We start from the raw sequence: 24,931 nt of genomic DNA, 5'->3' as shown, positions 1-24,931 counted from the left end.
CGATCGAACGATGAAATCTGCTGAGCTCGACAAGCTCGCCCGCCGGCACGGCATCAGCCTGACCAGGCCCAGTCCCGACAATCGGGAGGTGGCGATATCAGGCGAGACCAAACGCAAGATCCTCTCGGCTCTGAAGATCGACTTGCCGGGAACGGCCGATCCCGAGAACGGCACGCCGCGGTTGGAACCCAAGTCGGCGGCTAAGAAGATAGCCCGGTCATTTCTGCCGGATTTCCTTTCCCGCACGCGCGTCTGGGGCGTGAGTCTGCAGCTTTATGAGCTTCGTTCGGCACGCAACTGGGGCATAGGAGATTTCGAGGATCTGTCCGATATGGCGGATCTCGCGGGGTCGCTGGGTGCCGATTTCATCGGCCTCACCCCGCTTCACGCGCCATTTCTCGCCGATCCCGACCGTTGCAGCCCCTATGAGCCCTCGAGCCGCCAGCATCTCAACCCGCTCTATATCGCGGTCGACCGGTTGCCGGGTTTTGCCTGCAGTCCCGAACTCGAACGGCAACTGGCAAGCCTTCGCCAAACCGATCTCGTCGACTACGCCGGCGTCGCACAGATCAAGCTGAGGGCCCTGCGCGATCTCTGGCCAGCCTGGCGGCAGCGCAGCGTGATCGACGACGCATATGATCCGGCCGATTTCGACGCCTTCATCACGCAAGGCGGTGACAGCCTGCGACTGCACGCACTTTTCGAATGTCTCTCGTTTTCCATGGTCGAGCGCGGTGCGGGCGCCGGCTGGCAATGGTGGCCGGCCGATTTCCGGCGCTTCGACAGCGCCGTCGTCACCGAATTCGAGCGGGGACACGCGGACGATGTTCGTTTCCACATGTGGCTGCAATGGCTTGCTCACCGGCAGTTGATGCAGGCGGCGGACCGGGCGCGGAAGGCAGGCCTGCGGATCGGGCTCTATCTCGATCTTGCCGTCGGGGAGGCGGTCGACGGCTCGGCCACATGGAGCGAGCCGGATACCTATGTCGCCAAGGCCACCATCGGCAGCCCACCCGATCCATTCGCCGTGGAAGGGCAGGACTGGCACCTTGCCGGATACCTGCCTTCCGCGATTGCCGCAGGAGAAATGTCGCCTTTCCGGCGCATGGTCAGCGCTGCCATGCGATATGCGGGCGCCATCCGCATCGACCACGCCGCAGCACTTCGCCGCCTCTTCCTGGTGCCATTGGGCAGCAGGCCGGACGGCGGCGCCTATGTCCGCTATCCCCAGGATCGGCTTCTGCAGATCCTCGCAGAAGTGTCCGCCGAGCATCGGTGCCTCGTTATCGGAGAAGATCTAGGACTGATCCCCAAAGGATTGCAAGACGATCTGGCGGCGGCCCAGATTCTCTCCTATCGCATCCTTTCCTATGAACAGGACGAGAAGGGCTTCAAGCCGGCGGACGTCTATCCCGTCCTGGCTTTGGCCTGCATTTCGACACACGACCACCAGACCCTTGCCGGCTGGTGGCGCGGTGCCGACATTCGGGCCCGGTGCGACCATGGCATCGTGCCGCCCGATCTCACCGAGAAACATCTCGAAGACCGCAAGCGCGAACGGAGGAACCTGAAAGCGGCGCTAAAGGCTGCCGGCCTCGACCTGCCGGCCAGGCTTTCCCAAGCGCGGGCAAGCGAGGACACACTCAGGGAATTGACCGTCAGCGCCTATCGCTTCATCGCCAGGACTCCTTCGCTTCTCGCCGCGGTCCGTCTCGCCGATCTCACCGACGAGAAACGACCGACCAATGTGCCAGGCACCAGCAACAGCTATCCGAACTGGAAGCCGAAGCTATCGGTTTTGCTCGCGGATCTGATGTCGAGCCCGCTGCTGAAGAGCGTGACGGCGGCAATGCGGGAGGAGAGGCCGCGGGAGTGATTAAGGCTGGCGGGCCGTCAGCTTCGTCATAGTCGTTCGATCGAGCCTGCCGCGCATATGGAAATGGCTTCGCGCAGGGAACGAATAGGAAGCCGGCGAATTTTGAAGGAATAGGGACAGGCATTGCCGAGATGAGGACCCGTCCGCTTTCGCCGCGTCGGATGCGGCGACTATATTGATGGAAAAAAGACCATGACGAGCGCATTCATCCTTATCGCATTGGCTCTGATCATCATCTACGCCGGTCCGACATTGCTGTTCATCTGCGTCGGATATGCCGATTATCTGCTGGAGCGGCGAAGGCATATGGTGGCGTTGAAGCACGCCGTGAAGCGTCGCAGCGACGAGTTCTAGAGCAATTTGCGGGAAAACCGCTTCCTACTTCTCCTCGAGGTGGTGGACACCTTTCGTCGTTACTCTGCTTTCCCAGAGAAGGGGATCCTGAGGCAGGTCGGTAAACCCGCCTCCGGCACCCAGCGTTGGTGAAACGCCTCTGCGAATAGTCAGTCGTTCGCCGTGACCTTGACGCCGAGCACCGAAGGAATGGTGTTCGGTGCACCCATGGCCGCGCCGATGATCATCGGGACGGGAACCGGTTTTTCCGGCGCGGCACTGATCGTCAAGCTTTTCGGTCCGTCGAGATAGGTGTTGACGGCAGCCGCCACCTGGTTTTGCAGCTCGGGCATGTTGAGCTGCGCCATCATCATCGGCACGAGACCTTTCAGTGATTGCGCCAGCTGGTCGCCCGTCACGCCCTGCTGCGAGCCGGCATAGTCGAGTGCCTTCTTGGTGATCGAGGCATCGTCGAAGCGGATCGAGGCGCTGTTGATCGTCAGCTGCTGCATCAGCCCCAGCATTGCAAGGCCGGCGGCCTGATTGGCCTCTTCCTTGTTCGGATTGGCCTCGGCGGTCTTCACCGCCTCCTGCAGCGACTTGATGAAGCCCAACGTGTAACCGGAGAAGTCCACGGCGAAATTCAGCCGGCCGATATTCTTGAAGTCGAAAGCGTATTCATCGACAGCGACCTTGCCGCTTTCGATTTCCCAGATGCCCTTCATTGTCACCGTGCCGTCCAGCGTCGTCAGGCCCAGTTTCTCTATGGCGTCCTTCGCATTCGCATCCTCGACCTGCGACAGATCGGCCTTGAGACCAGCGACATTGGCGTCATAAGTAAAGCCGCCATCCTGGCGTCCGAGGTTCGACTCGATGCTCTCGATCGCGAGCACGTCCTTGCCCTTGATGTTGAGAGCGATCGGCCCGGTGCTGACGGTTTCATAGAGGAGGATGTCGTTCAGCGTATCGCCCGTTGCGTTGGCGGGAATCGTGAGGCCTGTGATCTGGATCTCGTTTGCGGAAAAGCGTCCTTCCTCCTGGCTGATATCGATATCCGGGAAGGAGACGGTCTTGGCGTGATAGCCACCGCCTTCGATTTCCTCGACGCCCTCGAAGGTGAGGTCGCCGATCTTTAAAGTGTCGCCGGGCAGGCTCGAAGATCCCACCTGGACACCCGTAGCCGTTACCGTGTCGCCATCGGCTTCCGCCTTTTCGAAGGTGATGACCGTACCGCCGGCACTGGTTGCGGCATTGAGCTTCTTCATCATGTCCGTGCCATCAAGGGAAAGCGCCGGGCCGGCCAGCGTCAGGAACGCGGTGCTTGCCATCATCAGGCGCAGATTACGCATATGCTTCATGGAGATGTCCTTATGTGGAAAATGCATGCGAAGATTTCGAAATTCCCAGACGGGCCGACTTCCGCTCTCAGGCCGCAAGGGCGGTCCACGAAGAGCGCCGCTCGATATCACGGCCTTCATCCGGTCAGCTAACTTGGGGGCGGTGAGATCAGGATCAGCCGGAACGCTTGGCTTCCGCCGGCGATGGGCGGTAGTATTTTCTCTAGCAGAGGTAGCGTTGCGACTCATCCATTACACAAAAAGTGTATTTCTTCGATTCTTGCAACCCTTCGAACTTCGGACGCCGGGATAAGAGTCACTCGCCTCCTGCATAATTCCCTAAATCGGCATCGATTAGGACAAAATTATGCGACCATTCAAAGTGCTACAGCCTCCTTTACGCATCGGAAAAAGCGCGGCGCTGTCGGATTCAATTGCGCATTTCCGACACTCGCCCGCGCAACAAATAGGCAAGCGCAAAAATCACCAGGAAGGGGTAGACGAGCACAATCAGCGGCAGACCGGCAGCCAGCGCATCGTCCTGCACATAGATGTTGAGGATACCGGCTCCGAGCACCAAGGGGTATAGCGGCGCAAATCTGTCGAACCACATCCTGAAGGGCCCCGCCAGGAGCAGAACCAGCGCCGGCACAATGAAAATGCCGAGATTTCTCGCAACATTCATGAGCTCAGGACCAAACGGTTCGGCGAAGGAATAATGTCGGCCCATCTGGCGCGCCGCCCACAGAGCCGCGATTGCGGCCCCCGCATATCCGGCTGGTCTTGCTAGCATCGCCGAACTTCCTTTTGTTCACACTCTGACTATTACGGGCGCATATTATCTGCGGCGCCAACGCATTCAAGAATTGTCGTGCGGCAAACACCGGCCTGCTGCATGGGGGGGTGCGCGCCAGGCTCGGTAGGCGATCCGGAATTCGATGTCCTTGTAAAAATAGGTCTTGGCCTTTCGAAGCACGCGGCTCCTGTCCAAAGCGTCCGCCGTTACGACAACATGTGCAGCAAGCCGTTTGAATTGCCATGGCGGCGAAGCTCGCTCCTTCTCGATCACCTCGACATGGTAGTAAAGATCGTGATCGGCGGGCTCCGGATGTTTGTGGACGGTGGCCCAGCGAACGGTCCGCAGTGAGACGGAGAGAATGACGGTGGAAACATCAGGTGGTTTCACCGCTTCGGCACGCGCGAAGACCGGTGCGCCTAAAATGGTCGCGATGGCCAGAAGGATAGCTTCAGGACTTACTCGCATGTGCCATCGCTATAGGTAGGATTTTCGCTTCGGGTCGAATATCGGCAGATAATCCTCTTCGTCCAGCATGTCGAGAAAAGGGTTCAGTCCCTTCTCCTTGATGAAGCGGTACTCCGCATCGGAAATCAAATTCACCGTGAGGATCTCGACCGGATCATTCTCGATCATAAGTGCTTCCGCGATGCGCTGGTCAGTTTCTATGATCGGCGTGAGAAAGAGAAATGTCCTGAAATCGCATCCCTCGACCGGTGGGGTCGGCATCGGCACCCGATGGCCGAAACCGAACCAGGTCGCGTCCATGAATGGAAGTTCGGCGAGCCAGCGCAGATTGACGATATTTTCGGGCGTCGGCTCCCGCACGTACCACATCAGTTCGGCTCTGGGCTTCTCGCCCTTTTCCAGGTGCGAGGCCGGCAGCGTCATGCGCCGATCGCGCATGCCGTTGGTCAGGAGCACGTAACCTTCGTCCGTACCGACCGGCGCGAAGTCGCGTCCGAACGCATGAATTTCAATACCGTCCGATCGGTTGTCTGCGAAGGAGTATTCCGGTTCGTCCAATTCATTCTCATAAACGGCGCGACGGTGTGCATTGAAGGATGTCGTTTCTGCTCCTGGCATCGTCACCATCTCTCCATTCCATGCAGACGTGGCAGACCGGGCCGGCGCGGCACTACAGGCCAAAGTCATGGCAAGAAAACGCCTTCGACTGCATGCTCTGAGAAAGGGGATCATTTTTTGAAGCACAACCACGCTTTGAATGGACTTTTAATGCCACCGGCCTCTGAAAAATTCAACGTCAACGTGAGGGGATAGACGACTGCGTGCGCTCCGACCGAGCGACGCAATGGCGCGGTCGTTCCGGTTTCGGGCCGAGGTCTCGCCTGCACCGATGTCTCCGGCCAAATTCTGGAACAATGTCTGTCGTCTCCTGTTACATTGACAATAAAAGCGAGTGTCGCGTGAAGACGAGGCAGCTGGAGGGATCGATGAAGCGGAGCATAGGATTTGGGCTGGTTTTTGCGCTTGTGCTGACAGGCTGCACGACCAGCGCAGGCAGTTATTCGTCGGCAGGACTGGCGCCCATTCCCGGCAGCATCACGTATAATGGCCAGCCTCGCACGAAGTTGACGAAATCGCCGGTGGGCTCCTCCTTCCCCCACACCTTCACAGATCAGTGGGGACGCGAGGTCGAGGAGATCTACATCATTCGGCCCGACCGGAGCTTGCTGATCGCCGCGCGTCACTACCGGCCCGTCTTCTCGCTCGACGACGACTAGAACAGTATAATTTTAGGCCCGGCCGCCCTAAAATCTGAATCTTGTTCTACATTAGATAGTTACATGATGTCGGCTAAAGACCGCTTATACCTTTCGGCATCAAGCTTTAGGAAGGAGAAATGATCATGCCGCGCCGCAAGAGCACTGAGACGACGACCCTCGACCCCAAGGGAGCCAAGATCGGCCAGCCCGTTCCGAAAGCCATCATCGATACGAATACGGCCTCCGTCGGCGTTCCCCGGCAGCCTGATCATGACCTGGGCGAAGAGCTTGGCGCGCTGCGAAAGCAGATCGGCGCGCTCCAGCAACAGGTCCTCGATGCCGCCCGATCGGCAAAGGGAAACGCCGGGAAAGCCATGCGTCAGACGGAGGCAACGGTGAAGCTCTACCCCGCCTCGACGCTCCTGCTAGTCGCGGCGGTCACCGGCGCGCTTGCATTCGCCGTTCGTCGAGCCGCTCTGCCGCGTCATCGGCCTCAACCCGCACTGCGTGAGTTGAGGGATTTCTACGACACGATCCGCGAGCGCGTCTGACAAGATTTCAGGATTGTCAGCATCGCGATTATGGCCGACGCTTCGTTATCGAAGCGAGGGGTCGGCATGTTCGACATCATCATACGCAGTGCTCTTGATATCGTTGGGCAAACCGAGCGCCTTATCGATGCAATGAGGCGATTGCTCCAGAGTGACGGTCTCGACGAAGTCGAGGTCTACGAGCTCGATTATGAGATCGAGCGACTTGGGGACGTGGTTTTCAACGTGGACGAAGCCGTTCGATCGCTGGCGCGCACGGTCGAATGCTGGCCGCAGACCGCTCTCGCCCACGGGATCCGTCGGACATTGCATTGACGGCTGATTCTGCGTGTCACGCTGTTGTCACGCGACCGGCGCAGCAATCTGTGCTTGTTAGGCGCTGTTAGGCTTAGACCAGCAGGGTCGAGCCAAAATTGCTTTTTCGTTGGGGCATCGCAATGACCTTGAAAACCGCGGGGGAGGAATCTCAACCCCATGAATTCATCTTTCCGGTTCACACCCGGACGATCGCAGCGATCAGATACGATAGTCTGAGCCGCGTCATGACGGTGGTCTATCACGACGGCCGCTCGTCCACGACTTCCGGCATACAAGGTCCCGCGATGCTGAGGATCCTCGCCCAGCGTCCGCTGGAGCGCTCTCCGTTTCTATTGCAGACGGTCATCTGAGGCGGAAAAGTCGTCGCTGACCGTTGTCGGTCCCGTGCGTGCGTATAGGGTCGCCGCTTGTTAAATCGGAATGATCGTGCATCCATTTCCCGCGGCCTGCGTTCATCCTCCAGCAGCCAGAGACATGGAGGGAACGCCGATGACCTTTCCACCGCCGAAGACCGAATCTCCCGCACCGCGCTTCGAAGAGGCGACCGCGGTCGCGCGCAACGCTTTGGAAAGGCTGATTGCAGCCGCCAATGAAGCCGGTTGGGGCACCGAGGAGATAACCGCGGCGCTCCTGAAGGCCGCGCAGTTTCTGAGCGATTCCAACAAGAGAGATCCCGATCCGGCCGACGACCCCTCGATCAGCGATGCGCCTGCTCGGGAGCAGATTGGTCACGGCGAGCTCTACGATTAGTGGGATAGCGTTGGTTTTCCGTAACCGGTGTCCCGCTCCCACATTGTCCCGGACGTCATAATCTGTGATCGGATTCCGTGGATGAGCAACGGGAGTTTCTCCATGGAGACTACATTGGAGGTTCTCACGACCAGGAAGTCTGGACGTGAGGTTCACCGGCACTGGCCGGACGAGTTCAAGGCGCAGATCGTTTCGGAGAGCCTGCGCCCGGGTGCGATGGTGAATGAGGTCGCCGAGCGGTATGGGTTGAAGCCGAACCACCTGTCCACTTGGAGAACGATGGCGCGGCAGGGCAAATTGATTCTGCCCGCTCCCGAAGACCCGTTGGAGTTTGCAGCCGCGTTGATTGCCGACCTGAAGCGTTCAACCAAGCTATTCATGGACGAGACCCGTGCGCCGGTGCTTGATCCCGGCTCCCGTAAAACCAAGACCGGATACTTCTGGGCCCTAGCCCGTGACGACCGCCCGTGGGGCGGAGGTGCGCCGCCTGGCGTCGCCTTTACCTATGCTCCTGGTCGTGGCGGGCAACATGCTGAGCGGATATTGCAAGGATTCAAGGGCGTCCTCCAGGTGGACGGTTACGCCGGATACAACCGGCTGATCGCACCGGATCGTGCCGGGCCTGACATCCGGCTCGCCTATTGTTGGGCCCATACTCGGCGCAAGCTGGTCGAGATCACCCGCAACGGATCAGCGCCGATTGCCGAGGAAGGTGTGAGTCGGATCGGCGAACTCTATCGTATCGAGGCGGAGCTGCGCGGTCTCGACGCCGACGATCGTCTCGCTGGGAGGCAGGGACGGTCAGCGCCATTGACCGCCGACATGCGGACCTGGCTGACGCATCATCGCGCCCGCGTCGCTTGTAAGTCGCCGCTCGGCGAAGCGCTTGCCTATATCGCGAAATACTGGGACGGCCTTTGTATCTTCCTGACCGACGGACGCATCGAGATCGACAACAACACCGTAGAGCGAACCATCAGTCGCAAGAATGCTCTCTTCGCCGGACACGACGCGGGGGCGGAGAACTGGGCGACCATCGCCTCGCTCATCGAAACTTGTAAGGTCAATGGCGTCGATCCATTTGCGTATCTGACCGCCACGCTCACATCCATTGTCTATGGCCACAAACAGAGCCGGGTGAATGAGCTTATGCCGTGGAACTTCGCAAGACGAACAAGCGACTGAAGTCTGCTTGCGGCCCGTCGCGGACCTCTAGGATGGTGAGGTTCGCCTTGGGTGGGAGGCCATCGTTGCCCTTTCTCAATACGAGCTCACAAATCATGGGCTGTTACAATTCGATGCTCGATTATCGGCTCGGAATTGCACGCAACATCAATTACATGATCCTCGCAAATCACTGCATAATGCACGAATGGTCCTGGATGGTCCGACGACGCCCAAGTGCCCTTCGACACAAAATCCAAAAAGGCGGATTGTTCGTGCGTACGTAAGCGGCGCGAATAATCCTCATCATCTTCGGGAATTGCGTAAGTCTCGTTCCTAACCGAAAAGCAAACGTAACTTTCAAATATGATTGTAAAGGCGTCGTATCCTTCCTTTGTCATGATAGGATGCGCCTCCGCAAAAATCGCGTCCAAGTCTCTGTCACCGGCCCCAACCGAAGCAAGTTCATCTTGGACGCGCCCTTCCACAACAAAAATACGAAGGTCGAGCGAAGGCCCGGTCCCGAGTTTGGCAAGGAATATGTGGCGGCAGGCATCCAGTTTTGCGACCGCCGACTCCTGACTGTCCATTCAAACGACCCTCGTCACCTCAAAGGAGATCATCTGGATAGTCGCGTTAGGAGTTGTCCGCAACGGGGCATCGTGGCCGCTGATGGGACTCTCGCTGTGCGACTGCTCTTGGCGCAGTGTTGCCACCGATGTCGCAGCGGTAGCTTTCTGAACGGCCTACCGCGCTTGGTCAATGTGCGAAGAAACCAGCGCTTACTGAGAAGCGGGTTCTGGGGTCGCCAGTCCGACTTAGGTCCGTCTTCCCCTCGGCGCGATCCAGCTTAGATTTTCCTGATCCTTGTTAAAAGGACACCAGGGAGGTTTTATCAATGTTGCCGTCTCCAGTCAGAACCTCCCTGGTGAAGCTTTTGTCGAGAGGTGAAGGCGACACCTAGTGGAGCGCCATCGCCCCACGGTCGGTCATCAGTAAGCGCAGTCCCTCCCGCACCTTGACCACTATGCTTTATGCGGTTTCGAGGACGCCGCTACGAAGGGACGGCAGCTTCAAAGGTGGTTAGGTACTGTCAGGCGGCGAGAAGAAACAGTTCACGTCGTCTTCCGTGGGATGAAGGCAGATATGATACCGCCCATCGCCGGAGGGGATTTCGTCCCCATACGGAATGAAGAACAGGTGTGGTTTTGTCACGAGGTGGTGGTCGCCCGCATGCAGAAAGACGGAAAAGCCGCGAGGCCCTCGACTGATGCCCTGAGTGGGAATGGACTCACAATCTCCAAGCAAACCCTGAGCCTTGCAGCACGCCGGAGGGTAGGTCCAGCCGCTCTTCGCTTCATGGGCGTCGGTTCGAACGATAGTGGAGACAGAGATCGCCCCAAGTATGATCAGGGATACTGTTGATGTGGCAAGTGTCATAGCATACCACCTTAGAGGCGGCCCCTCGAAAAACGCCGGGAGGTTGCGCACTGATTACCAAGAACGCGCGATTTTTTCCGATACCTCGATTAGTTGTTTTTGCTACCAGCCTGCGCCTGAAGGGCCATCACCGTGATGCGTGGAGGCACATGGGAAGGCGGGTCGAACATTGGCCCTATCAGGATACTCCCCCGCTGCGTGGAAGTGAAATCAAACCTTCTGCGCCGCGTCCTGGTCTCCGACGGGTATGTGCAGCGCCGGACTGTCTTTTGCCGAGATGCAATACGATACCGTCCTCGGCAAAAGCCGTTGTGGTCCGGGAGCCCGACGCAAGGATCAAGCAGAGAACCATACAGGTGCTGGGTCATCACGGGCGAGCGTCCACTCCTTTTGTTCGTCGATGGAAAGCCGATCACAGATCAGGGCGGCGCGCACAACGTGGGAGCGGAACATCGGTTACGGTTTTCCGACGCAAGGAGACAAGGTTGCCGGATTTCTTGTCCGAGTGTTGGGCGTCTTTGCTCTCGGAACCTGTTCTCGATATGCAGAGGCTTGCTAGTCAAGCGGGCGGTAGGGACGAATTGCAACACTGTCGTCAGCGCATGAGCAGCGCGACCAAACCAGCCCGGGAGTTTACCCCGAGCTTGGAATAGATGTTTCTGAGGTGGGTTCTGACCGTTTCGTAGCTGATGTGATCGGCTATGGCCACTTCTTTTGGAGAATGACCGGAGGCGATGCTTGATGCGATCCGGATCTCCGTCGCGGTCAGTTTGTAGGCTTCCATTAAGAAGTCTCGCCGCTCATTGAGCGGCGTGGCCACCAGCGGCTCGACAATGACGGCCACGGTCGGCCCCTCCAAGAACTCAGTGAATGCATCCGACTGGAGCCGGAGGAGTGTGATGCGATAACTAGCCTTGTCCTTCCCCTTTGCAGTCGCCGTATGCGGCCTTGTTTGCACACCCTTTCTGGAAGTCAGGAATTCGAGAACGGCAGTAGATCTCTCGCATTGAAGTTCGAGCTTGCCGCTTGGGGCGACATGCACAGGAAAGCCAGCCGCCAATAAGGCGTCCGCGCTCTTGTTCCATTGGCGTGCTCGCCCTTTCTCCGAAACGTAGATCAGTCCGACGCCGATGCTATCAAACAGGGTTTGCGTTGTCTGTCGTTGCGGGCCGAGTAGATCGCGCTTCCGGATGAAGTCGAAAGCCCTTTTCAAATGGGGAGCGAGTATCGTGTAACGCCCGGCTGCTTCTTTGTTGAAATCGGGGTCCGCTGACGACGTGCAGGTCGATAGGACGAAAGTGCGGGCTTCCTCCCGAATGATGGAGACACCGATGCTCGTCTCGCATTGGGCCTGACCCTTCAGCCAATCATTGTAGAATTCCGATTTGAGCAAGTCCTCGCGTGGAAAGATCTCGTCTCCGCAGACACCCTGGCCGACGGGCACAAAGCTCAATCTCGGAATCCAGGGATTGACTGCAGCAAAGTGGCTGCTGAACTGGTCGACTTCGGTCTTCGAGAACCCCGATACGTAAGGAACATAGGCCACAGGCGAGGCCAGATCGTGGTAATGGAGGGCAGCCTTTCCATTCGGCGAAGTTTGCGCAACGCGATCCAGAAAATCCTGCCAGTTGCACTCACCGAATAGACTTCCATAGATCAAATCTATCAGCTCAGGTGAAGCGTCTTTTGACTGGAGCATGATCTCTCTGAAAATCCCATAGCGAGTATTTTCTGTATTAAATAACGTTGGTCAGGCAAAGACAACAGCAACCCCCATGTAATATCAAATCGGCGACCACGGGCATTCGTGACTGATTGCCATGCGGTACTACTCTGCTTCTCAAGGCGATGCGGGTATAGCCAACTCAGTAGGTCTCACCGGCCAATCGTGGCGACGGAGCCGCGCACAATGAGGCTCGTGCTGACGCGCAGACGTTCGACGGCAAGAGGGGTGCGTTCGATACGGGCGATGAGCCGCTCGCCGGCGAGCTTGCCCATCTCGTAGACGCGCTGGTCGACGATGGTGATCGGCGGAACGGTGACGCTGGTCCAGTCCGCGTCTAGAAACGAAATCATCGACACGTCCTTGGGGATCGACAGGCCGAGCGACTGCAGCGATTTGAAGATCCGCAAGCCGACGAGGCTGTCCGATGCCAGGAGCGCCGTTGGCGCAGCACTGTCCGAGAGCAGGTGTTTGATCACGCCGTCCGTCTGTTGCTGGTTCGTGGCGCCGAGCCTGACATAACGAAGAGGGTTCGGCAAACCCGCCTCGGTCAGGACGCTGACAAAACCTTCCACGCGTTCGCGCACGGCGGAATTCGAGATCCGTCCAATATCGGTGAGCCCACCGTCCTCGGCATCCATGGCAGAGACGTAGGCGAGGCGGCGATGTCCTTGCCCGATCAAATATCGGGTCGCCGCGATGGCCGCCTCCCGGTCGTCGCCGGTCACGGCGTCGGCATCGAGTTCCGGGACGGCCCGGTCGAACAGGACCAGCGGCACCCCGGCACGGCGGACGTGCTGCAGATGGTCAAAGCTGTCGCAGCGAGCCGGCGTCACGATCAGACCATCGACGCGTTTGCCGATCAGGAGGTCGACGGCAGATTTTTCCGCATCGAGTTCTTCGCCTGAATTCGCGATGATGACATTGAATCCCGCAAGGCGGGCCGCATCGCTGATGCCGCGCACCGCCAGGCTGAAGAAAGCGTTCTCGATATCGCCGACCACGACCCCGATGATGCCGGACCTGCCGGTGCTCATGCTCCGGGCGAGCTCGTTCGGGCGGTATTCGAGGGCGGCAGCCGCCGCCATGACCCGATCTGTGATCTTGGCGCTGACCACGCCGTAGCTGCCGAGCACGCGGGCGGCTGTCGCCTTCGAGACCTTTGCGGCCTTCGCGACGTCGGCGACCGTGACTGCACGTTTCGGATGAGCGGAATCTTCCATGGGCCGAGGACTACAAGAATTGTTGACGACCGGTCAATTGACAGATATCAAATATGTCGTGAGACCGGTCTCTTTATATCGGAGACCGGTATCTTGTCCACAAATCTCTGTCGCAGTGAGCGGCAGCGGCGGGACGATCCACAATGCCGACAAGAGCATTCCTTTCAGAGCGGAGAACGACGATGAAGCCTTTTTTATCATTTCCGGCCATCATGGCCCCGTTGCGGGCCGGTCTTTTGACATGCCTTCTTGCAATGGGGGCAGGGCCTGCGGCCGCGGCCGACAATCCCTATAACCTCATCGAGCCCGGGGTGATCAGCGTCGGCACGATGGGCGATTCCAAGCCATATACGTTTGCAACGGCGGACGGCCAGTTCACCGGTTTCGATATCGAGCTGTTTCTCAATGTCGTCTCCCGCCTCGGCTTTCAAAAGGACAAGGTGACGTTCACGGGTCAGGAATTTTCAGCACTCCTGCCGTCGGTCGCAAACGAACGGTTCGACGTTGCCGTTGCAGCGATCGGAACCACCGAAGCCCGCAAGAAGACCGTCGACTTTTCCGACGGCTATCTTGCCGGTTATCTCTCCGTCCTAACCCCTGATGCTGGCATCAAGGACGCCGATGGTCTCAAGGGCAAGCGTCTCGGCGTCGTGCAGGGGACTTTGCAGGAAATCTATGCAGCCAAGAATTTCGGGGGAACTGATCTGGTGAAATTTCCCGACAACAATTCCGCCGTAGCCGCCCTCAACAACGGAACGGTCGATGCGCATTTTCTCGACTACGAGGCCGCCAAGCAATATGGCGAGCGCTATCCCGCGCTGAAGGTCGCCGTGAATATCCCGTCCTTCGATGCGCCTGCTGGTTTCGTGGTCCGGAAAGGAAATGATGCCTTCCGCACGGCGTTGAACGGCGCGCTTCACGACGCGATGCAGGACGGAACCTGGAAGACCCTTTATGAAAAATGGTTCCCCGGCTCGCCGATGCCAGAACAGTATCTTCCCAAGAAGTGACGCCGTGAGCCGCCCGCTCACGGCGGGCGGCTACCAAGGCACTGCGGGACGGCGGCGTCCGCGCCGGGTAAGAATTCATGGGGATCTGAATGAACTGGCTTGAAAATCTGCGCCGCAGCTTCCTGGACTGGGGCGCCATGGCGGAAGTCCTGCCGAGCATGATCAGCGTCGGCCTGAAGAACACGCTGATCCTGGCCGCCGCCTCGACCGTGCTCGGCGTCATCATCGGCATGGCGCTTGCCGTGATGGGAATCTCGCAGTCCCGCTGGCTGCGGCTGCCGGCGCGCATCTACACCGATATCTTCCGCGGGCTGCCGGCGATCGTCACGATCCTGATCATCGGTCAGGGTTTTGCCCGGATCGGGCGCGAGATCTTCGGTCCGTCGCCATTTCCGCTCGGCATCCTGGCGCTCAGCCTGATTGCCGGAGCCTATATCGGCGAAATCTTCCGGTCGGGCATTCAAAGCGTCGAGCGCGGCCAGATGGAAGCCTGCCGGGCGCTCAGCATGAGCCATGGGCAGGGCATGCGCCTGATCGTCATCCCACAAGGCGTCAGGCGTGTTCTGCCGGCGCTGGTCAATCAATTTATCGGAAACGTCAAGGATTCCAGCCTTGTCTACTTCCTCGGATTGCTCGCCTCCGAGCGGGAGATCTTCCGAGTCGGCCAGGATCACGCTGTCGTCACCGGCAATCTGTCACCACTGCTGCTGGCGGGCGTCTTTTATCTCGTCATCACCGTGCCGCTGACCCATTTCGTCAATTATATCGATGCGAGACTGCGCCTGGGAAAACAAGGCCGCGGCTCGGGTGCTGCGAGCGGATTGGTCGAGGTAAGCGAATTGCGGGCCGCTGCCGGTCCCCATCCTACGGGCACGGCCGAGGAGAGTACGCCGCGCTTCAAAGGCGGCGCACTCAACATCCGGGACCTCACCATGGCCTATGGCGATCTCGACGTGTTGAAGGGTGTCGATCTCGACATCGCCGCCGGTACCGTCACCTGCATCATCGGCCCTTCCGGCTCGGGTAAGTCGACGCTGCTGCGCTGCATGAACAGGCTTGTCGAACCGAAAGGCGGCGACATCCTGCTCGATGGCGAGAGCATCCTGGCGATGAAGCCGGAGAGGCTGCGCCGGCGTGTGGGCATGGTGTTCCAGCACTTCAACCTGTTTCCCGACCACACGGCACTCGAGAACGTCATGCTTTCGCTGACGAAGATCAAGAAAATGCCGAGGCAGGAGGCGCGGCGCATCGCCGAAGCACGTCTGGCCGAGGTCGGTTTGGCAGAGCGCAGGGATCATCGGCCGGCAGGTCTGTCGGGCGGGCAGCAGCAGCGCGTCGCCATCGCACGCGCGCTGGCCATGGATCCGGAGGTCATGCTGTTTGACGAAGTGACGAGTGCACTCGATCCCGAACTGGTGAAGGGCGTGCTCGACCTGATGGCCGCTCTCGGCCGCCAGGGCATGACGATGGCCGTGGTGACGCATGAGATGGGATTTGCGCGCAGGGTGGCCGATCAGGTCGTCTTCATGGATGAGGGCCGCATCGTCGAGGCCGGCTGCCCCCAGCAGATCTTCGACAATCCCCGAAGCGAGCGGCTGAAGCGCTTCCTTGCGGAAGTTCTGTGAAGCGCTTGAGGCAACGCATGGTGCCCCCGGTCGTCCTCACGCCGGGCGGGCCGGATTTCATTCGATCTAGCAAGAGAAGAAAACAAGGTTATCGACATGAATGCTTCCATCAAACCTTCGAAGGTCGTCGTCATCGGCGGCGGGATCTTTGGCGTCTCGACCGCTGTCCATCTGGCACGGCTCGGGGTCCGCACTGTGCTCATCAATGACGGCCCGCTCGCCAACGGCGCCTCCGGCCGTTCGCTAGCCTGGCTCAACTCGGCGCGTAAACGCTCCGATGCCTATCACCGGCTGCGTTTGGCCGGCATAGATCGCTATCGCACGCTGGCCGTTCGGATCCCCGATGCGCCGTGGCTGCGCTTCGACGGCGGCCTGACCTGGGATGCGGACGATGCCGGCAACGAGATCGCCGAGATCTTCGACTATGAGCGCGATCTCGGCTATCACGCGCAATGGCTCGCCCCGGAGGGAATTGCTGCGGCGACGCCGGGTGTCGACGCAAGCGCGGTGACGCGGCAAGGCGCGATCTTCAACCCCGGGGAGGGCTGGGTCGATCTTCCGTCCTTGATCGGCACGCTCGCGGAGGAATTCCGCACGCTGGGCGGCCAGATCGTCACGGACGCGGGTCGCGCGACGGTCGATGTCGAAGGTGGGCGTGCCCGTGGCGTGATCACGGCAGACGGCATGCGCCGCGATGCGGATGCCGTGCTGCTTGCTGCCGGCGGCGAGGTTCCGGCAATCGTGGCCGAGGCCGGCCAGCATATCGAGGACGCAACACCTGTCGCGCTTCTCGTCCGGACCAAGCCGATCCGCCACCCGCTGAAGGCCGTACTCAACACGCCTCGCATTGCCATCCGCCCAACGCCCAACGGCGGCTTCGCGCTCGATTCCGCCTGGTCCGAGGAAGAGGTTAGCGTAAGGCCCGACGGCAGCTATGATGTCAGGCAATCGACGCTGGAGGGGCTGCTGCGTGAGGCCTCCAGGGTTCTCGAGGGCAATCCGGCGCTGGAGGTCGATGACTATGGCGTCGGCCCGAAGCCCATCCCGGGTGACGGCGAGCCCGTCTTCGGCGAATTGCCGTCAATCTCGGGTTATTTCGTTGCCTTCAGCCATAGCGGCGCCACCCTCGGCCTGATTGCCGGCGAGCTGCTGGCGGACGAAATCGTCACCGGACGCCGCCATCCGCTGCTGGCGGACTTTCGGCCGGAGCGTTTCAGCGCGTCATGAAGATGAAGGCAGCAGCGGAGGCCGATGCATCCTTCTGAGCCGTCGAGCGTTCTATCGCCAGGAACAACTGGAGACGCATCATGTTCAAGGACGAACTCGGGGTTACCGGCACAAACAAGGATATGCGCGACGGTGTGGAAACCGCGCCGGCCTCCTTCGAAGAGGCGAGCATCAACCCTGATCTTATCAGACGCGAGGGTTTCGCCAGCGAGGCTGAATATCGAGCGTATATTGCGACACTCGGAGGTGATGCTCCGGTTGGAGGCATCGTCGAGGAGCCTCTCCAGGTCTCCGATGGTCATGCCCTGGAAGGCCACCTGCGAGATTTGAGAGAAGAACTCGAAAACCTCCATGCTCGCCTTCACGTGATCCAACGTCAGGCCGCGACCGTGGTTGCGGAGAATGTCCGATGGGCCGATGCAAGCGCCCATGCGCAACTCGGCAATCAGCCTTGGCTCAAGCTGGCAGGTGCAATGGCGGCGACCTTCGTCGTCACGAGGGGCATCAGGCGGCTGCCTCTGGGAGCCGTGGCGACGACGGCGCTACCGTTGGTGGTGGCGGCGATGAATCGGAAGTTTGCCAGGTGAAAGCCGTCAGCGTCGATGGCTAATCAGGCGAAGCCGATTTCCGCGAGCAGAGGCAGGTGGTCCGAGGCAATCCTTGTCAGCCGGTTTTCCAGGACTGTCGCCTGTTTGACGATGAGATCGTCAGTGACGAAGATGTGGTCGAGGCGCATCAGCGGGTAGCGCGAGGGAAAGGTCGCTCTCGGCGCGTTGCCGCTTGCGAGCTGGGCGTCTTTCAATGACCGTGCGGCAAGTCGGTAAGTCGCCGATGACGGGATGGCATTGAAATCGCCGCAGAGGATAGTTGGAAGAGGGGCACCCGCCGTCCCGTGCAGCCAGCCGGGATTCAGCAATGTCGTCATCTGCCGGATGCGCTCGCGGCCACGAAGGCCGAGATGAGTATTGACGACCAGCAGTTTTCTGTCGCCAACCAGTATTTCGACGGAAATGGCGCCGCGCTGTTCGCCGATGGATGGCAATGGTCCGGCCTTGACCGCGCCTGTCGGCAGAGAAGTGATGATCGCATCGCCATACTGCTCCTCGGCAATCGACAGTGCCGGATGGAAATGAGCTTGCATCTTCAAAAGCGAGGCGATCGCATGGGCCTGGTCGACGCCGCCGGTCCTGCGCCTGAGGACGTCGACCTCCTGAAGAGCGACAATATCAGCCTCAGCCTCGGCGATGACAGAAGCGATGCGGCCGGGATCGAGCTTCCGGTCGCCGCCGATACAACTGTGCACGTTATAGGTCAGGAGTTTGATTGATTGATCCGGCATAGGCCCCGCTGAACTCGTTCCCCCTGGAGAACATAGAACTTGTTCTCCAGGGAACACAAAACTCGTTTGATCGTTCCCGATTATCGAACCATGGCGCTCGCACTCCTGAGGACAATCGATGAGCTTGAAAAGCATGATATGGAATGGACTGCTCGTTGCTGCCCTTTGTCTTGCGATCTTTCTCCTCTATCGGATCTTCCAGCAATACAGCCTCGATCAGATCGTCCAATCGGTTCGCAGCATCCCTTTATCGAGCTTTTGCGCGGCACTTCTTTTTGCGGCGGGGTCCTATCTGTGCCTGAGCTGCTTCGATCTCCTGGCGATCCGTTCGCTCGGCAAATCCTTGCCCTATTCCAGGATCGCGCTGACCTCGTTCATCAGCCTGTCGCTCGGCCACAATGTCGGCTTTGCCGGCCTGAGCAGCGGCGCCTTCCGCTATCGTTTCTATTCTCGCTGGGGGCTGACGGCGGAGGACGTGGCGAAGATCATCCTGTTTTGCGGCGTCACGGTGGGGCTGGGGTTGATCACGCTTGGCGGTCTCGCCATGATCGTCAATCCCGGCGATGCCGGGCGCCTGCTGCGCATCGATCCGGGAAGCGTGCGCATCTTCGGCGTGGTGGCGCTGGTCGTGCCGGTTGTCTATGCGGGCCTGGCGTTCTTCATCCGCGGCACGTTGCGGCTGTGGCGCTGGTCGTTTCAGCTGCCGCGGTTTTCGATCGCGCTCGCCCAGGTCGGGGTCGGGACGGTCAACTTCATGCTTGTATCCGCCTGCCTGCACCAGATGCTTTCGGCCTTCGGCGACGTCGCCTTCTTTAGGTCGGTGACGGCTTACGTGCTCGCCAATTCGGCAATCCTCGCAACGCATGTTCCGGGCGGTCTCGGCGTGCTCGAGGCGACCGTCTCCTATGTCGTGCCGAAGGAGGCCTCGATCGGCGCGCTGATTGCGTTCCGCTGCGCCTATTTCTTCATCCCGCTGGCGCTCGGCTCTACGCTTCTCGTCATCAGCGAGGTGATCTTCAGGCGGAGATCACGCGGGGCGGATGAGGAGGCGGACGAGCGCGCCGAGGCCCAGTCGGTCTAGGGGTGCGAAGGGTCGAGCCGGGTCGAAGATCGCCGTGCCAAAAATCGGTGAAATGCTGCCCGACAGTTCGACGGTGAATTCCCGTAAACCCCGAGGCCCGTCATTGAGCGCCTCAACTGCCTCGATCAACGAGCCGCTTTGCATAAAGGCTGCGGCAAAGCTTTCCGGGGTGGTTCCGAGATATTCCGAAAGCAGGCGATTGCGCAGATCCACGATCGCGCGGCGATGCTCGTTGTTGCCGGCCTCGAACAGCATGTCGCATTCGCCATCCAGCCCTTCCGAGCGATTGTTGAGGTTGGAGGAGCCGATACGGACCAGCTCGTCATCGACGATGATCAGTTTGGAATGAACGAGCACCTCCACCTCGCTCTCTTTCGCCGTGACTGGCCCGGGCACGATTGGCCCGGGCACGACGGCATAATAGACGCGCAGGCGGTCCGCACGATCGGCGCGTTTCAGGCGGCGGATGACCCGGTCGCGATTGCCACCCATGACAATCCTTTCGATCAGCCCGTGAGAGCTGCGCGTGCAGATGATGACGACTTCAGGCCCGTCTTCCTCCTGGAGCCGCGCGGCAATGGCGTCGGCGACGCGGAAGGAGGCGAGATATTGCGCCTCGATGTAAAGCTGCCGCCGCGCCCGGGCGATGACGTCCAATGTCATGGCGATGCCGTCGCTGATGCCGGGGCGAAAAGCGGTCGACGGCTCCGTCAGCGCGAAGCTGACCGCGACCTCCCTCATCGAAACGGCGAGATCGTCCGGCCAGCAGAAAGGGACATCTTCGGCCAGCGGCAGGTGGCTTTCACCGGTGGCGTTTTCCCAGCGCTGCCTGGCGATATCGCCGATCATCCTGGCGGCGTCGCCGGTGACCATTGCCTGAACGTCATGCAACGGATCGTAGGAAACGCCCTCGGGGTCACGCCGCAACTTATCCTTGGCGCGGTGGAACCAGGTGTCCCACCGGCGCGACGTCAGGTCTATGCCGCCGATGGAGGCGACGGCGTCGTCGATGCAGACGAGTTTCTGATGGTGGCAGCCGCGCAATGTCGGCTGAAGCTCGAAGCGCAGATCGATCTGTGCACTTCTGGGAAAGTTCTTCTTCCGTAGCGGCTGCAGGGACTTGCCAGAATAAACGGGACCGAGCGCCCAGATGAGGATGCGTATTTCGAGCTTCGGATTTGCCGCTGCCAGGGCATGCAACAGGTCGGCCAGCGTTTCGTCGGACTTATCGGGTTCCAACCGGATGTCCGGATTGAAATCCCACCCGACGATCCAGATGGTGCGCCGCGCCTGCCGCAACGCGCGCGCCAGCTCGGCGAAATAGCTGTTGCCGTTGATCAGGAAGGCCGCCTTGGCAGCGCTCCCTTCCAGGGACAAGGCGCTGCCCCCCTGTTTTTGGCGGTCGCCCGGCCGTTGTGATTTTGTCTGGGGCAAGCTCGGGTTATTGAAGATGGTTTCGAATGTCGTCATGATTGCCTCGGCCTCTAACTGGAGCACAAACGCCCGGAATTTGCCTGAGTTCCCCGATAGCGTCGGCCAGTGGCGAGCTACCGGCAGCCTGCGATGCAAAATGCAAGGAAACGAGATGTCACAACGAGCAGGCAGCGCCGATCTTCCCCTTCACGGGGGACGCGTGCCGCATTGGCTCGGCGACCGGATGACGCGGTTGGGAACACTGATCACCGAGGCGATCGTCCATCATTATGGCCGCGACGAATTCCTGCGCAGGCTCGCGCATCCCTTCTGGTTCCAGTCCTTCGGCTCGGTCATGGGCATGGACTGGCATTCTTCCGGTATCACCACCAGCGTTCTCGGCGCGCTGAAGCGTGGGCTGAAGCCGCGTGCCGGCGAGCTCGGCCTGCATGTCTGCGGGGGTCGTGGCGCGCATTCTCGGAAGACGCCACAGGAACTCGTCTCGATCGGCGAGCGAGTCGGTCTCGACGGCGAGGGGCTCGCGACCACGAGCCGTCTCATCGCCAAGGTCGACAGCGCCGCCCTTCAGGACGGGTTCGACCTTTATCTGCACGGGTTCATCGTCGCCGATGACGGCCATTGGGTGGTTGTGCAGCAAGGCATGAACGGCGACAGGCGGCAGGCCCGGCGTTATCATTGGCTGTCCGAAGGGCTGGAGAGCTTCGTCGACTCGCCGCATGCGGCAATCGAGGGAAGGAGCCAGGGCGAGATCGTCAATCTTGCCGACAGGCGCGCCGAACGCTCGCGGCGCGGTCAGCTCGATCTGCTGGCGACCTTCGGGCCCGACCGGATCATCCGCGAAGCCGCCGCCTTGCAGCGTGCCGAAGAGCCGGCGCCGGAACCTGCCCAACAGCTGATGCTGCCGCACCTGATCCTGCCTTCCCATCACGATGTCCGCGAGAGCGACGTCAACATGCGGCGCCTGCACGGAAATCTGGCTGCCGCGGCCGACCGCGGGCCGGCGGATTTCGCAGAGCTGTTGCTCGTTCCAGGCGTCGGTGCCCGCACCGTGAAGGCGTTGGCGATGGTGGCGGAAGTCGTCCACGGCGCCCCCTGCCGTTTTTCCGATCCGGCGCGCTTCTCGATCGCCCATGGTGGTAAGGACCGCCATCCTTTTCCGGTCCCGCTCAAAGTCTATGACGAGACGATTGCCGTGATGAAATCGGCGGTGCAGAAGGGTAGGCTCGGGCGTGAGGAGGAGTTACAGGCGCTCAAGCGCCTGGACGATCAGTCCAGGCAGATGGAACGCTATGTGACAGGCCCCGACCTCAAGGAAATCATCGCCGGCGAATTCCGCCAGTCTGCCGATTTCGGCGGCCGGAGCGTCTTCGGCTGGGAGGAGCCGCCCGCAGAGTAGGGCACCCCTTTATGCCACTATCTTAGCTCGTTGAGCCACGCAGGGTAACCTCGCCGTTTTCCTCACCATCCCAGTACCGGATGGAGGATGCGGAAACCTTGATGAGAACGATCCCGGCCGTGTTCACTCCTTCAGGAAACCACCGCTCGAGATCGGGGACCCAATGTTCTTCGAGTGTCGCCTTGTCCCGTACCAGCGAGGCGAAGCCCTCGACAGCGATGAAAATCCCCGGTTTGCCGAGGAGGCTGGGAGGCGCCGTGAACGTCAGCGAGACGGTGTCGATGCCTTCGATCTCCGTGATTTTCCTGCTGTCTTCATAGGAAAAGAACCAGGAATCCCCGTCATATTCGACGTCGCCGTTATTGCTCATCGGTCGGGCCGAGATACGGCCGGACCCGGCGTTCGTCGACAGCATGCAGAAATCGATCTTCTTCAGTTGCGAGGATAGGTCTTCGAGGGTCATGGACGCCATTGCGATCTCCCGGGTTTGAATGCTCGGGAGTAGCGTGCAAGCGTCCAGATTGTTCCGGGAAAGTCCACGTGACTAAGTCTCGTTCCGTTTGACTTTTAAGCTTCCTTCCGGCGGTGACACGAAGCTAAAGATAAGCAGCGCTGTAGCTTCAATGACCGTCGAGCGGGACGGCTTCGGCTGGAACCGTCTCTTTCAGATTCTTCCGATGGAAGATGAAGAGCCCCGCCACGACGATGATTGCGGCGCCAATGATGACCTGCGCATCGGGAATATCGTTGAAGAAGAGGTAGCCGAGGACGATCGCCCAGAGCAGCAGCGTATATTGTAGCGGCGCGAGCAGCGATGCCGGTGCGAGCTTCAGCGAGCGGGTGATGAGCAGATGTGCGCAGGTGGCAACGATGCCGAGCAGCAGCATGCCGGACCAGTCGACAATCGTTGCCGACTGCCAGTGGCCGACGCTTAAAACGATGCCGGTGATGAGCGCGGCGATCGTCTGCCATGTCACCAGCGTCGTGTCGCTCGTCGAACGCAGATAGCGGCTCATCACCAGCGACAGCGCAAAGGCAAGGCTGCCCGCAAGACCGAAGAGCGATGGAAGCGACAGCATCGCCGTGGACGGACGCAGCGCGATGACGACGCCGGCGAAGCCGATGAGAACAGCGAGCCAACGTCGCCAGCCGATTTTTTCTCCGAGAAAGAAATGCGAGAGCGCCGCAATGTAGATCGGCCCGGCCATATAGAAAGTCATGACGTCTGCGAGCGGCAGATAGGCGACGGCAGCGTAGAACAGGGCGACATCCACAGTCGCCATGAAAACACGGATGAACTGCAGGCCCTTCTGCTCGACGCGGAACAAGGCCATCGGCCCTTGCCGGAGGATCATTGGCCCGAGCACGATGAAAGCGCCGACCGAGCGGATCACCAATACTTGGCCGACGGCAAAGCTTGCGACCAGCCACTTGCCCATAGCATCATTCAGCGCAAAAAGCAGATCGCCGAGCAGCATCAGCACGACGCCGGTCATGATCAGGTTTCCGGCGTTGGCGACGCCAGTCTTGGTTGTCATCTTTGGCCTCCTCGCAAAGCAGCCGCGCATGCGTGGCCGAGTGCGGCTTCTGCCTTAACCCTGCCGATGTCAAGCCGCCGGCGCGGAGGATCAGACGCCTAGAGCGCCCAATCATCCCAATTCTGGACTTCGGCCGCTTTGTCCTCGCGACAAATTGTTTCCAACGCCAGCGAGGCTCGACTGGAGTGCCTTTGCTTATGCCGCAGGATTGAAAATTGGCGGGATGGGAGAGGGAAGCGCGCCTTCACCAGAAGACCCTGCGTCAAGAGCGGTGCGGCAACGGCACCCGAAACGACCGTCGCGCAGATGCCCTCTCTTGCCGCCGATATGACTGCCTCGTTCGATGGCAGTTGCAGCGCGACAGCCAGATCTGCGGGGTCTATGCCGAGATTGGAAATCGCCGCCTCGAAAGCCGACCGGGTTCCGGACCCTTTTTCCCGCATGACCCATTTCGTGCCCGAAACCAGCTCTGTCGGTGCAATTGGCTTGCCACGCGCCCAGGGATGGCGCGGACCGACGACGACAAGGAGTTCGTCCTCGGCAAGCGGCTGAACATGCAGCGCCGGCTCGTCAACGCTGCCTTCGACGAAGCCGACTTCGGCCAATCCATCGAGAACCGCTTTTGCCGCCGTGGTCGTGTTGCCGATCATCAGCTTCAGGTCGATGCCTGGGTAGCGGATCTTGAAACGCATCAGCATCGCCGGCAGCCAATAGCTTGCGATCGTCTGGCTTGCAAAAACGACCAGTTCACCCTTTTGCAGGCCGCCGAGATCGGACAAGACGAGCGCTGCGGCTTTTGCGCGCGCGAGTGTGGCTCTTGCCTCCTCCAGAAACACCCGCCCCTCATATGTCAGCTCTATGCGGCGTCCGACGCGGTGGAAAAGCTCGACTCCATAGGAGGTCTCGAGATTACGGATAGCCGAGCTGACGGCCGATGGCGTCAGCCCGATCGCAAAGGCGGCTTTGGTCAGATGCTCACGTTCCGCAACCGCGACAAAAATGGAAAGCTGTTCAAATGTCATGGTTCAATCGTTCGATTTTAG

At 60.0% G+C, this 24,931-nt stretch carries 25 protein-coding genes and 2 pseudogenes; 15 read left to right on the top strand and 12 right to left on the bottom strand.

From position 1 onward, the window contains the following. Positions 1-10 precede the first annotated feature (10 nt). Positions 11-1,876 (top strand): 4-alpha-glucanotransferase, encoded by a 1,866-nt coding sequence (gene malQ, locus G9X64_RS02690; RefSeq protein WP_168316004.1) that lies wholly within the window; start codon positions 11-13, stop codon positions 1,874-1,876. Positions 1,877-2,068: 192 nt separating this feature from the next. After that, positions 2,069-2,230, top strand: a complete 162-nt coding sequence (locus tag G9X64_RS02685; RefSeq protein ID WP_168308288.1) for a hypothetical protein — start codon at positions 2,069-2,071, stop codon at positions 2,228-2,230. A gap of 149 nt (positions 2,231-2,379) precedes the next feature. Here G9X64_RS02685 and G9X64_RS02680 read toward each other — a convergent pair whose 3' ends face one another. From G9X64_RS02680 to G9X64_RS02665, 4 genes are all read right to left on the bottom strand, one after another. Beyond that, the gene (locus G9X64_RS02680) at positions 2,380-3,567 is read right to left on the bottom strand and encodes an aq_1923 C-terminal domain (RefSeq protein WP_168308287.1); all 1,188 of its coding nucleotides are present in this window, start codon (positions 3,565-3,567) and stop codon (positions 2,380-2,382) included. A 409-nt stretch (positions 3,568-3,976) separates the two neighbouring features. After that, positions 3,977-4,339 carry a hypothetical protein gene (locus G9X64_RS02675; RefSeq protein WP_168316006.1) on the bottom strand — a complete coding sequence of 121 codons (363 nt, stop codon included), beginning with the start codon at positions 4,337-4,339 and terminating at the stop codon, positions 3,977-3,979. Between the two features lie 66 nt (positions 4,340-4,405). After that, positions 4,406-4,810: a DUF5086 family protein gene (locus G9X64_RS02670; protein ID WP_246270872.1), complete on the bottom strand. Its 405-nt coding sequence runs from the start codon at positions 4,808-4,810 to the stop codon at positions 4,406-4,408. A gap of 9 nt (positions 4,811-4,819) precedes the next feature. Beyond that, a complete protein-coding gene (locus G9X64_RS02665; RefSeq protein WP_246270871.1) occupies positions 4,820-5,542 on the bottom strand; it encodes a suppressor of fused domain protein in 723 nt (240 codons plus the stop codon). A gap of 254 nt (positions 5,543-5,796) precedes the next feature. Between G9X64_RS02665 and G9X64_RS02660 the strand changes: the two genes are divergently transcribed. From G9X64_RS02660 to tnpC, 7 genes and pseudogenes are all read left to right on the top strand, one after another. Continuing rightward, entirely contained in the window at positions 5,797-6,087 is a 291-nt protein-coding gene (locus G9X64_RS02660; RefSeq protein WP_168316007.1) for a hypothetical protein, read from the top strand. A gap of 125 nt (positions 6,088-6,212) precedes the next feature. Further along, positions 6,213-6,620, top strand: coding sequence for a hypothetical protein (locus G9X64_RS02655; protein WP_168316087.1), 408 nt, complete (start codon positions 6,213-6,215; stop codon positions 6,618-6,620). A 66-nt stretch (positions 6,621-6,686) separates the two neighbouring features. Further along, positions 6,687-6,935: a hypothetical protein gene (locus G9X64_RS02650; RefSeq protein ID WP_168316008.1), complete on the top strand. Its 249-nt coding sequence runs from the start codon at positions 6,687-6,689 to the stop codon at positions 6,933-6,935. Between the two features lie 122 nt (positions 6,936-7,057). Next, a complete protein-coding gene (locus G9X64_RS02645) occupies positions 7,058-7,288 on the top strand; it encodes a hypothetical protein (RefSeq protein WP_171375890.1) in 231 nt (76 codons plus the stop codon). Positions 7,289-7,427: 139 nt separating this feature from the next. Further along, positions 7,428-7,688, top strand: coding sequence for a hypothetical protein (locus G9X64_RS02640; protein ID WP_168316009.1), 261 nt, complete (start codon positions 7,428-7,430; stop codon positions 7,686-7,688). 81 nt (positions 7,689-7,769) lie between these two features. Further along, positions 7,770-8,009, top strand: a pseudogene (locus G9X64_RS36325) (transposase); the annotation flags it as partial. A gap of 18 nt (positions 8,010-8,027) precedes the next feature. Beyond that, a pseudogene (gene tnpC / locus G9X64_RS02635) lies at positions 8,028-8,873 on the top strand (IS66 family transposase); the annotation flags it as partial. Between the two features lie 86 nt (positions 8,874-8,959). Here the strand turns inward: tnpC and G9X64_RS02630 are convergent. The 3 genes from G9X64_RS02630 to G9X64_RS02620 form a co-directional block, all read right to left on the bottom strand. Continuing rightward, on the bottom strand, positions 8,960-9,442 hold the full coding sequence (locus G9X64_RS02630) for a hypothetical protein (RefSeq protein ID WP_168316010.1): 483 nt from the start codon (positions 9,440-9,442) through the stop codon (positions 8,960-8,962). 1,445 nt (positions 9,443-10,887) lie between these two features. Continuing rightward, complete coding sequence (locus G9X64_RS02625; protein WP_171375889.1) at positions 10,888-11,991, bottom strand: LuxR C-terminal-related transcriptional regulator; 1,104 nt, start codon at positions 11,989-11,991, stop codon at positions 10,888-10,890. Between the two features lie 176 nt (positions 11,992-12,167). Next, positions 12,168-13,238: a LacI family DNA-binding transcriptional regulator gene (locus G9X64_RS02620; RefSeq protein ID WP_168316013.1), complete on the bottom strand. Its 1,071-nt coding sequence runs from the start codon at positions 13,236-13,238 to the stop codon at positions 12,168-12,170. 182 nt (positions 13,239-13,420) lie between these two features. On the opposite strand from G9X64_RS02620, the gene G9X64_RS02615 reads away from it, so the two are divergent. The 4 genes from G9X64_RS02615 (at position 13,421) to G9X64_RS02600 (ending at position 17,687) form a co-directional block, all read left to right on the top strand. After that, positions 13,421-14,248 (top strand): ABC transporter substrate-binding protein, encoded by an 828-nt coding sequence (locus G9X64_RS02615; protein WP_168316014.1) that lies wholly within the window; start codon positions 13,421-13,423, stop codon positions 14,246-14,248. A gap of 89 nt (positions 14,249-14,337) precedes the next feature. Further along, complete coding sequence (locus G9X64_RS36950) at positions 14,338-15,873, top strand: amino acid ABC transporter permease/ATP-binding protein (RefSeq protein WP_168316015.1); 1,536 nt, start codon at positions 14,338-14,340, stop codon at positions 15,871-15,873. 96 nt (positions 15,874-15,969) lie between these two features. Beyond that, entirely contained in the window at positions 15,970-17,100 is a 1,131-nt protein-coding gene (locus tag G9X64_RS02605) for an NAD(P)/FAD-dependent oxidoreductase (protein WP_171375888.1), read from the top strand. An 80-nt stretch (positions 17,101-17,180) separates the two neighbouring features. Next, positions 17,181-17,687 (top strand): hypothetical protein, encoded by a 507-nt coding sequence (locus G9X64_RS02600; protein WP_168308274.1) that lies wholly within the window; start codon positions 17,181-17,183, stop codon positions 17,685-17,687. A 23-nt stretch (positions 17,688-17,710) separates the two neighbouring features. Here the strand turns inward: G9X64_RS02600 and G9X64_RS02595 are convergent, their stop codons facing one another. Then, complete coding sequence (locus G9X64_RS02595; protein WP_171375887.1) at positions 17,711-18,439, bottom strand: endonuclease/exonuclease/phosphatase family protein; 729 nt, start codon at positions 18,437-18,439, stop codon at positions 17,711-17,713. Positions 18,440-18,557: 118 nt separating this feature from the next. Between G9X64_RS02595 and G9X64_RS02590 the strand changes: the two genes are divergently transcribed. Beyond that, positions 18,558-19,520 carry a lysylphosphatidylglycerol synthase domain-containing protein gene (locus G9X64_RS02590; protein ID WP_168316018.1) on the top strand — a complete coding sequence of 321 codons (963 nt, stop codon included), beginning with the start codon at positions 18,558-18,560 and terminating at the stop codon, positions 19,518-19,520. On the opposite strand, the gene G9X64_RS02585 is transcribed toward G9X64_RS02590, so the two are convergent. Then, on the bottom strand, positions 19,467-20,990 hold the full coding sequence (locus tag G9X64_RS02585; protein ID WP_168316019.1) for a phospholipase D-like domain-containing protein: 1,524 nt from the start codon (positions 20,988-20,990) through the stop codon (positions 19,467-19,469). The genes G9X64_RS02590 and G9X64_RS02585 overlap by 54 nt on opposite strands. A gap of 115 nt (positions 20,991-21,105) precedes the next feature. On the opposite strand from G9X64_RS02585, the gene G9X64_RS02580 reads away from it, so the two are divergent. Further along, the gene (locus G9X64_RS02580) at positions 21,106-22,350 is read left to right on the top strand and encodes a DUF763 domain-containing protein (RefSeq protein WP_168316020.1); all 1,245 of its coding nucleotides are present in this window, start codon (positions 21,106-21,108) and stop codon (positions 22,348-22,350) included. A gap of 22 nt (positions 22,351-22,372) precedes the next feature. Here the strand turns inward: G9X64_RS02580 and G9X64_RS02575 are convergent, their stop codons facing one another. From G9X64_RS02575 to G9X64_RS02565, 3 genes are all read right to left on the bottom strand, one after another. Beyond that, complete coding sequence (locus G9X64_RS02575; RefSeq protein ID WP_168316021.1) at positions 22,373-22,822, bottom strand: pyridoxamine 5'-phosphate oxidase family protein; 450 nt, start codon at positions 22,820-22,822, stop codon at positions 22,373-22,375. A gap of 148 nt (positions 22,823-22,970) precedes the next feature. After that, positions 22,971-23,888 (bottom strand): DMT family transporter, encoded by a 918-nt coding sequence (locus G9X64_RS02570; RefSeq protein WP_168316022.1) that lies wholly within the window; start codon positions 23,886-23,888, stop codon positions 22,971-22,973. A gap of 98 nt (positions 23,889-23,986) precedes the next feature. Next, the gene (locus tag G9X64_RS02565; RefSeq protein ID WP_171375886.1) at positions 23,987-24,910 is read right to left on the bottom strand and encodes a LysR family transcriptional regulator; all 924 of its coding nucleotides are present in this window, start codon (positions 24,908-24,910) and stop codon (positions 23,987-23,989) included. Positions 24,911-24,931: the final 21 nt, after the last annotated feature.

The organism is Rhizobium sophorae (assembly GCF_013087515.1).
In the GTDB taxonomy this organism is placed as follows: Bacteria; Pseudomonadota; Alphaproteobacteria; order Rhizobiales; family Rhizobiaceae; genus Rhizobium; species Rhizobium sophorae.
This window is presented reverse-complemented; position numbering and strand designations above follow the sequence as displayed.

Bases quoted from the DNA above. Each gene is read 5' to 3' on its own strand.
- malQ (WP_168316004.1), top strand. From the start codon at position 11: ATGAAATCTGCTGAGCTCGACAAGCTCGCCCGCCGGCACGGCATCAGC.
- G9X64_RS02685 (WP_168308288.1), top strand. From the start codon at position 2,069: ATGACGAGCGCATTCATCCTTATCGCATTGGCTCTGATCATCATCTAC.
- G9X64_RS02680 (WP_168308287.1), bottom strand. From the start codon at position 3,567: ATGAAGCATATGCGTAATCTGCGCCTGATGATGGCAAGCACCGCGTTC.
- G9X64_RS02675 (WP_168316006.1), bottom strand. From the start codon at position 4,339: ATGCTAGCAAGACCAGCCGGATATGCGGGGGCCGCAATCGCGGCTCTG.
- G9X64_RS02670 (WP_246270872.1), bottom strand. From the start codon at position 4,810: ATGCGAGTAAGTCCTGAAGCTATCCTTCTGGCCATCGCGACCATTTTA.
- G9X64_RS02665 (WP_246270871.1), bottom strand. From the start codon at position 5,542: ATGATCCCCTTTCTCAGAGCATGCAGTCGAAGGCGTTTTCTTGCCATG.
- G9X64_RS02660 (WP_168316007.1), top strand. From the start codon at position 5,797: ATGAAGCGGAGCATAGGATTTGGGCTGGTTTTTGCGCTTGTGCTGACA.
- G9X64_RS02655 (WP_168316087.1), top strand. From the start codon at position 6,213: ATGCCGCGCCGCAAGAGCACTGAGACGACGACCCTCGACCCCAAGGGA.
- G9X64_RS02650 (WP_168316008.1), top strand. From the start codon at position 6,687: ATGTTCGACATCATCATACGCAGTGCTCTTGATATCGTTGGGCAAACC.
- G9X64_RS02645 (WP_171375890.1), top strand. From the start codon at position 7,058: ATGACCTTGAAAACCGCGGGGGAGGAATCTCAACCCCATGAATTCATC.
- G9X64_RS02640 (WP_168316009.1), top strand. From the start codon at position 7,428: ATGACCTTTCCACCGCCGAAGACCGAATCTCCCGCACCGCGCTTCGAA.
- G9X64_RS02630 (WP_168316010.1), bottom strand. From the start codon at position 9,442: ATGGACAGTCAGGAGTCGGCGGTCGCAAAACTGGATGCCTGCCGCCAC.
- G9X64_RS02625 (WP_171375889.1), bottom strand. From the start codon at position 11,991: ATGCTCCAGTCAAAAGACGCTTCACCTGAGCTGATAGATTTGATCTAT.
- G9X64_RS02620 (WP_168316013.1), bottom strand. From the start codon at position 13,238: ATGGAAGATTCCGCTCATCCGAAACGTGCAGTCACGGTCGCCGACGTC.
- G9X64_RS02615 (WP_168316014.1), top strand. From the start codon at position 13,421: ATGAAGCCTTTTTTATCATTTCCGGCCATCATGGCCCCGTTGCGGGCC.
- G9X64_RS36950 (WP_168316015.1), top strand. From the start codon at position 14,338: ATGAACTGGCTTGAAAATCTGCGCCGCAGCTTCCTGGACTGGGGCGCC.
- G9X64_RS02605 (WP_171375888.1), top strand. From the start codon at position 15,970: ATGAATGCTTCCATCAAACCTTCGAAGGTCGTCGTCATCGGCGGCGGG.
- G9X64_RS02600 (WP_168308274.1), top strand. From the start codon at position 17,181: ATGTTCAAGGACGAACTCGGGGTTACCGGCACAAACAAGGATATGCGC.
- G9X64_RS02595 (WP_171375887.1), bottom strand. From the start codon at position 18,439: ATGCCGGATCAATCAATCAAACTCCTGACCTATAACGTGCACAGTTGT.
- G9X64_RS02590 (WP_168316018.1), top strand. From the start codon at position 18,558: ATGAGCTTGAAAAGCATGATATGGAATGGACTGCTCGTTGCTGCCCTT.
- G9X64_RS02585 (WP_168316019.1), bottom strand. From the start codon at position 20,990: ATGACGACATTCGAAACCATCTTCAATAACCCGAGCTTGCCCCAGACA.
- G9X64_RS02580 (WP_168316020.1), top strand. From the start codon at position 21,106: ATGTCACAACGAGCAGGCAGCGCCGATCTTCCCCTTCACGGGGGACGC.
- G9X64_RS02575 (WP_168316021.1), bottom strand. From the start codon at position 22,822: ATGGCGTCCATGACCCTCGAAGACCTATCCTCGCAACTGAAGAAGATC.
- G9X64_RS02570 (WP_168316022.1), bottom strand. From the start codon at position 23,888: ATGACAACCAAGACTGGCGTCGCCAACGCCGGAAACCTGATCATGACC.
- G9X64_RS02565 (WP_171375886.1), bottom strand. From the start codon at position 24,910: ATGACATTTGAACAGCTTTCCATTTTTGTCGCGGTTGCGGAACGTGAG.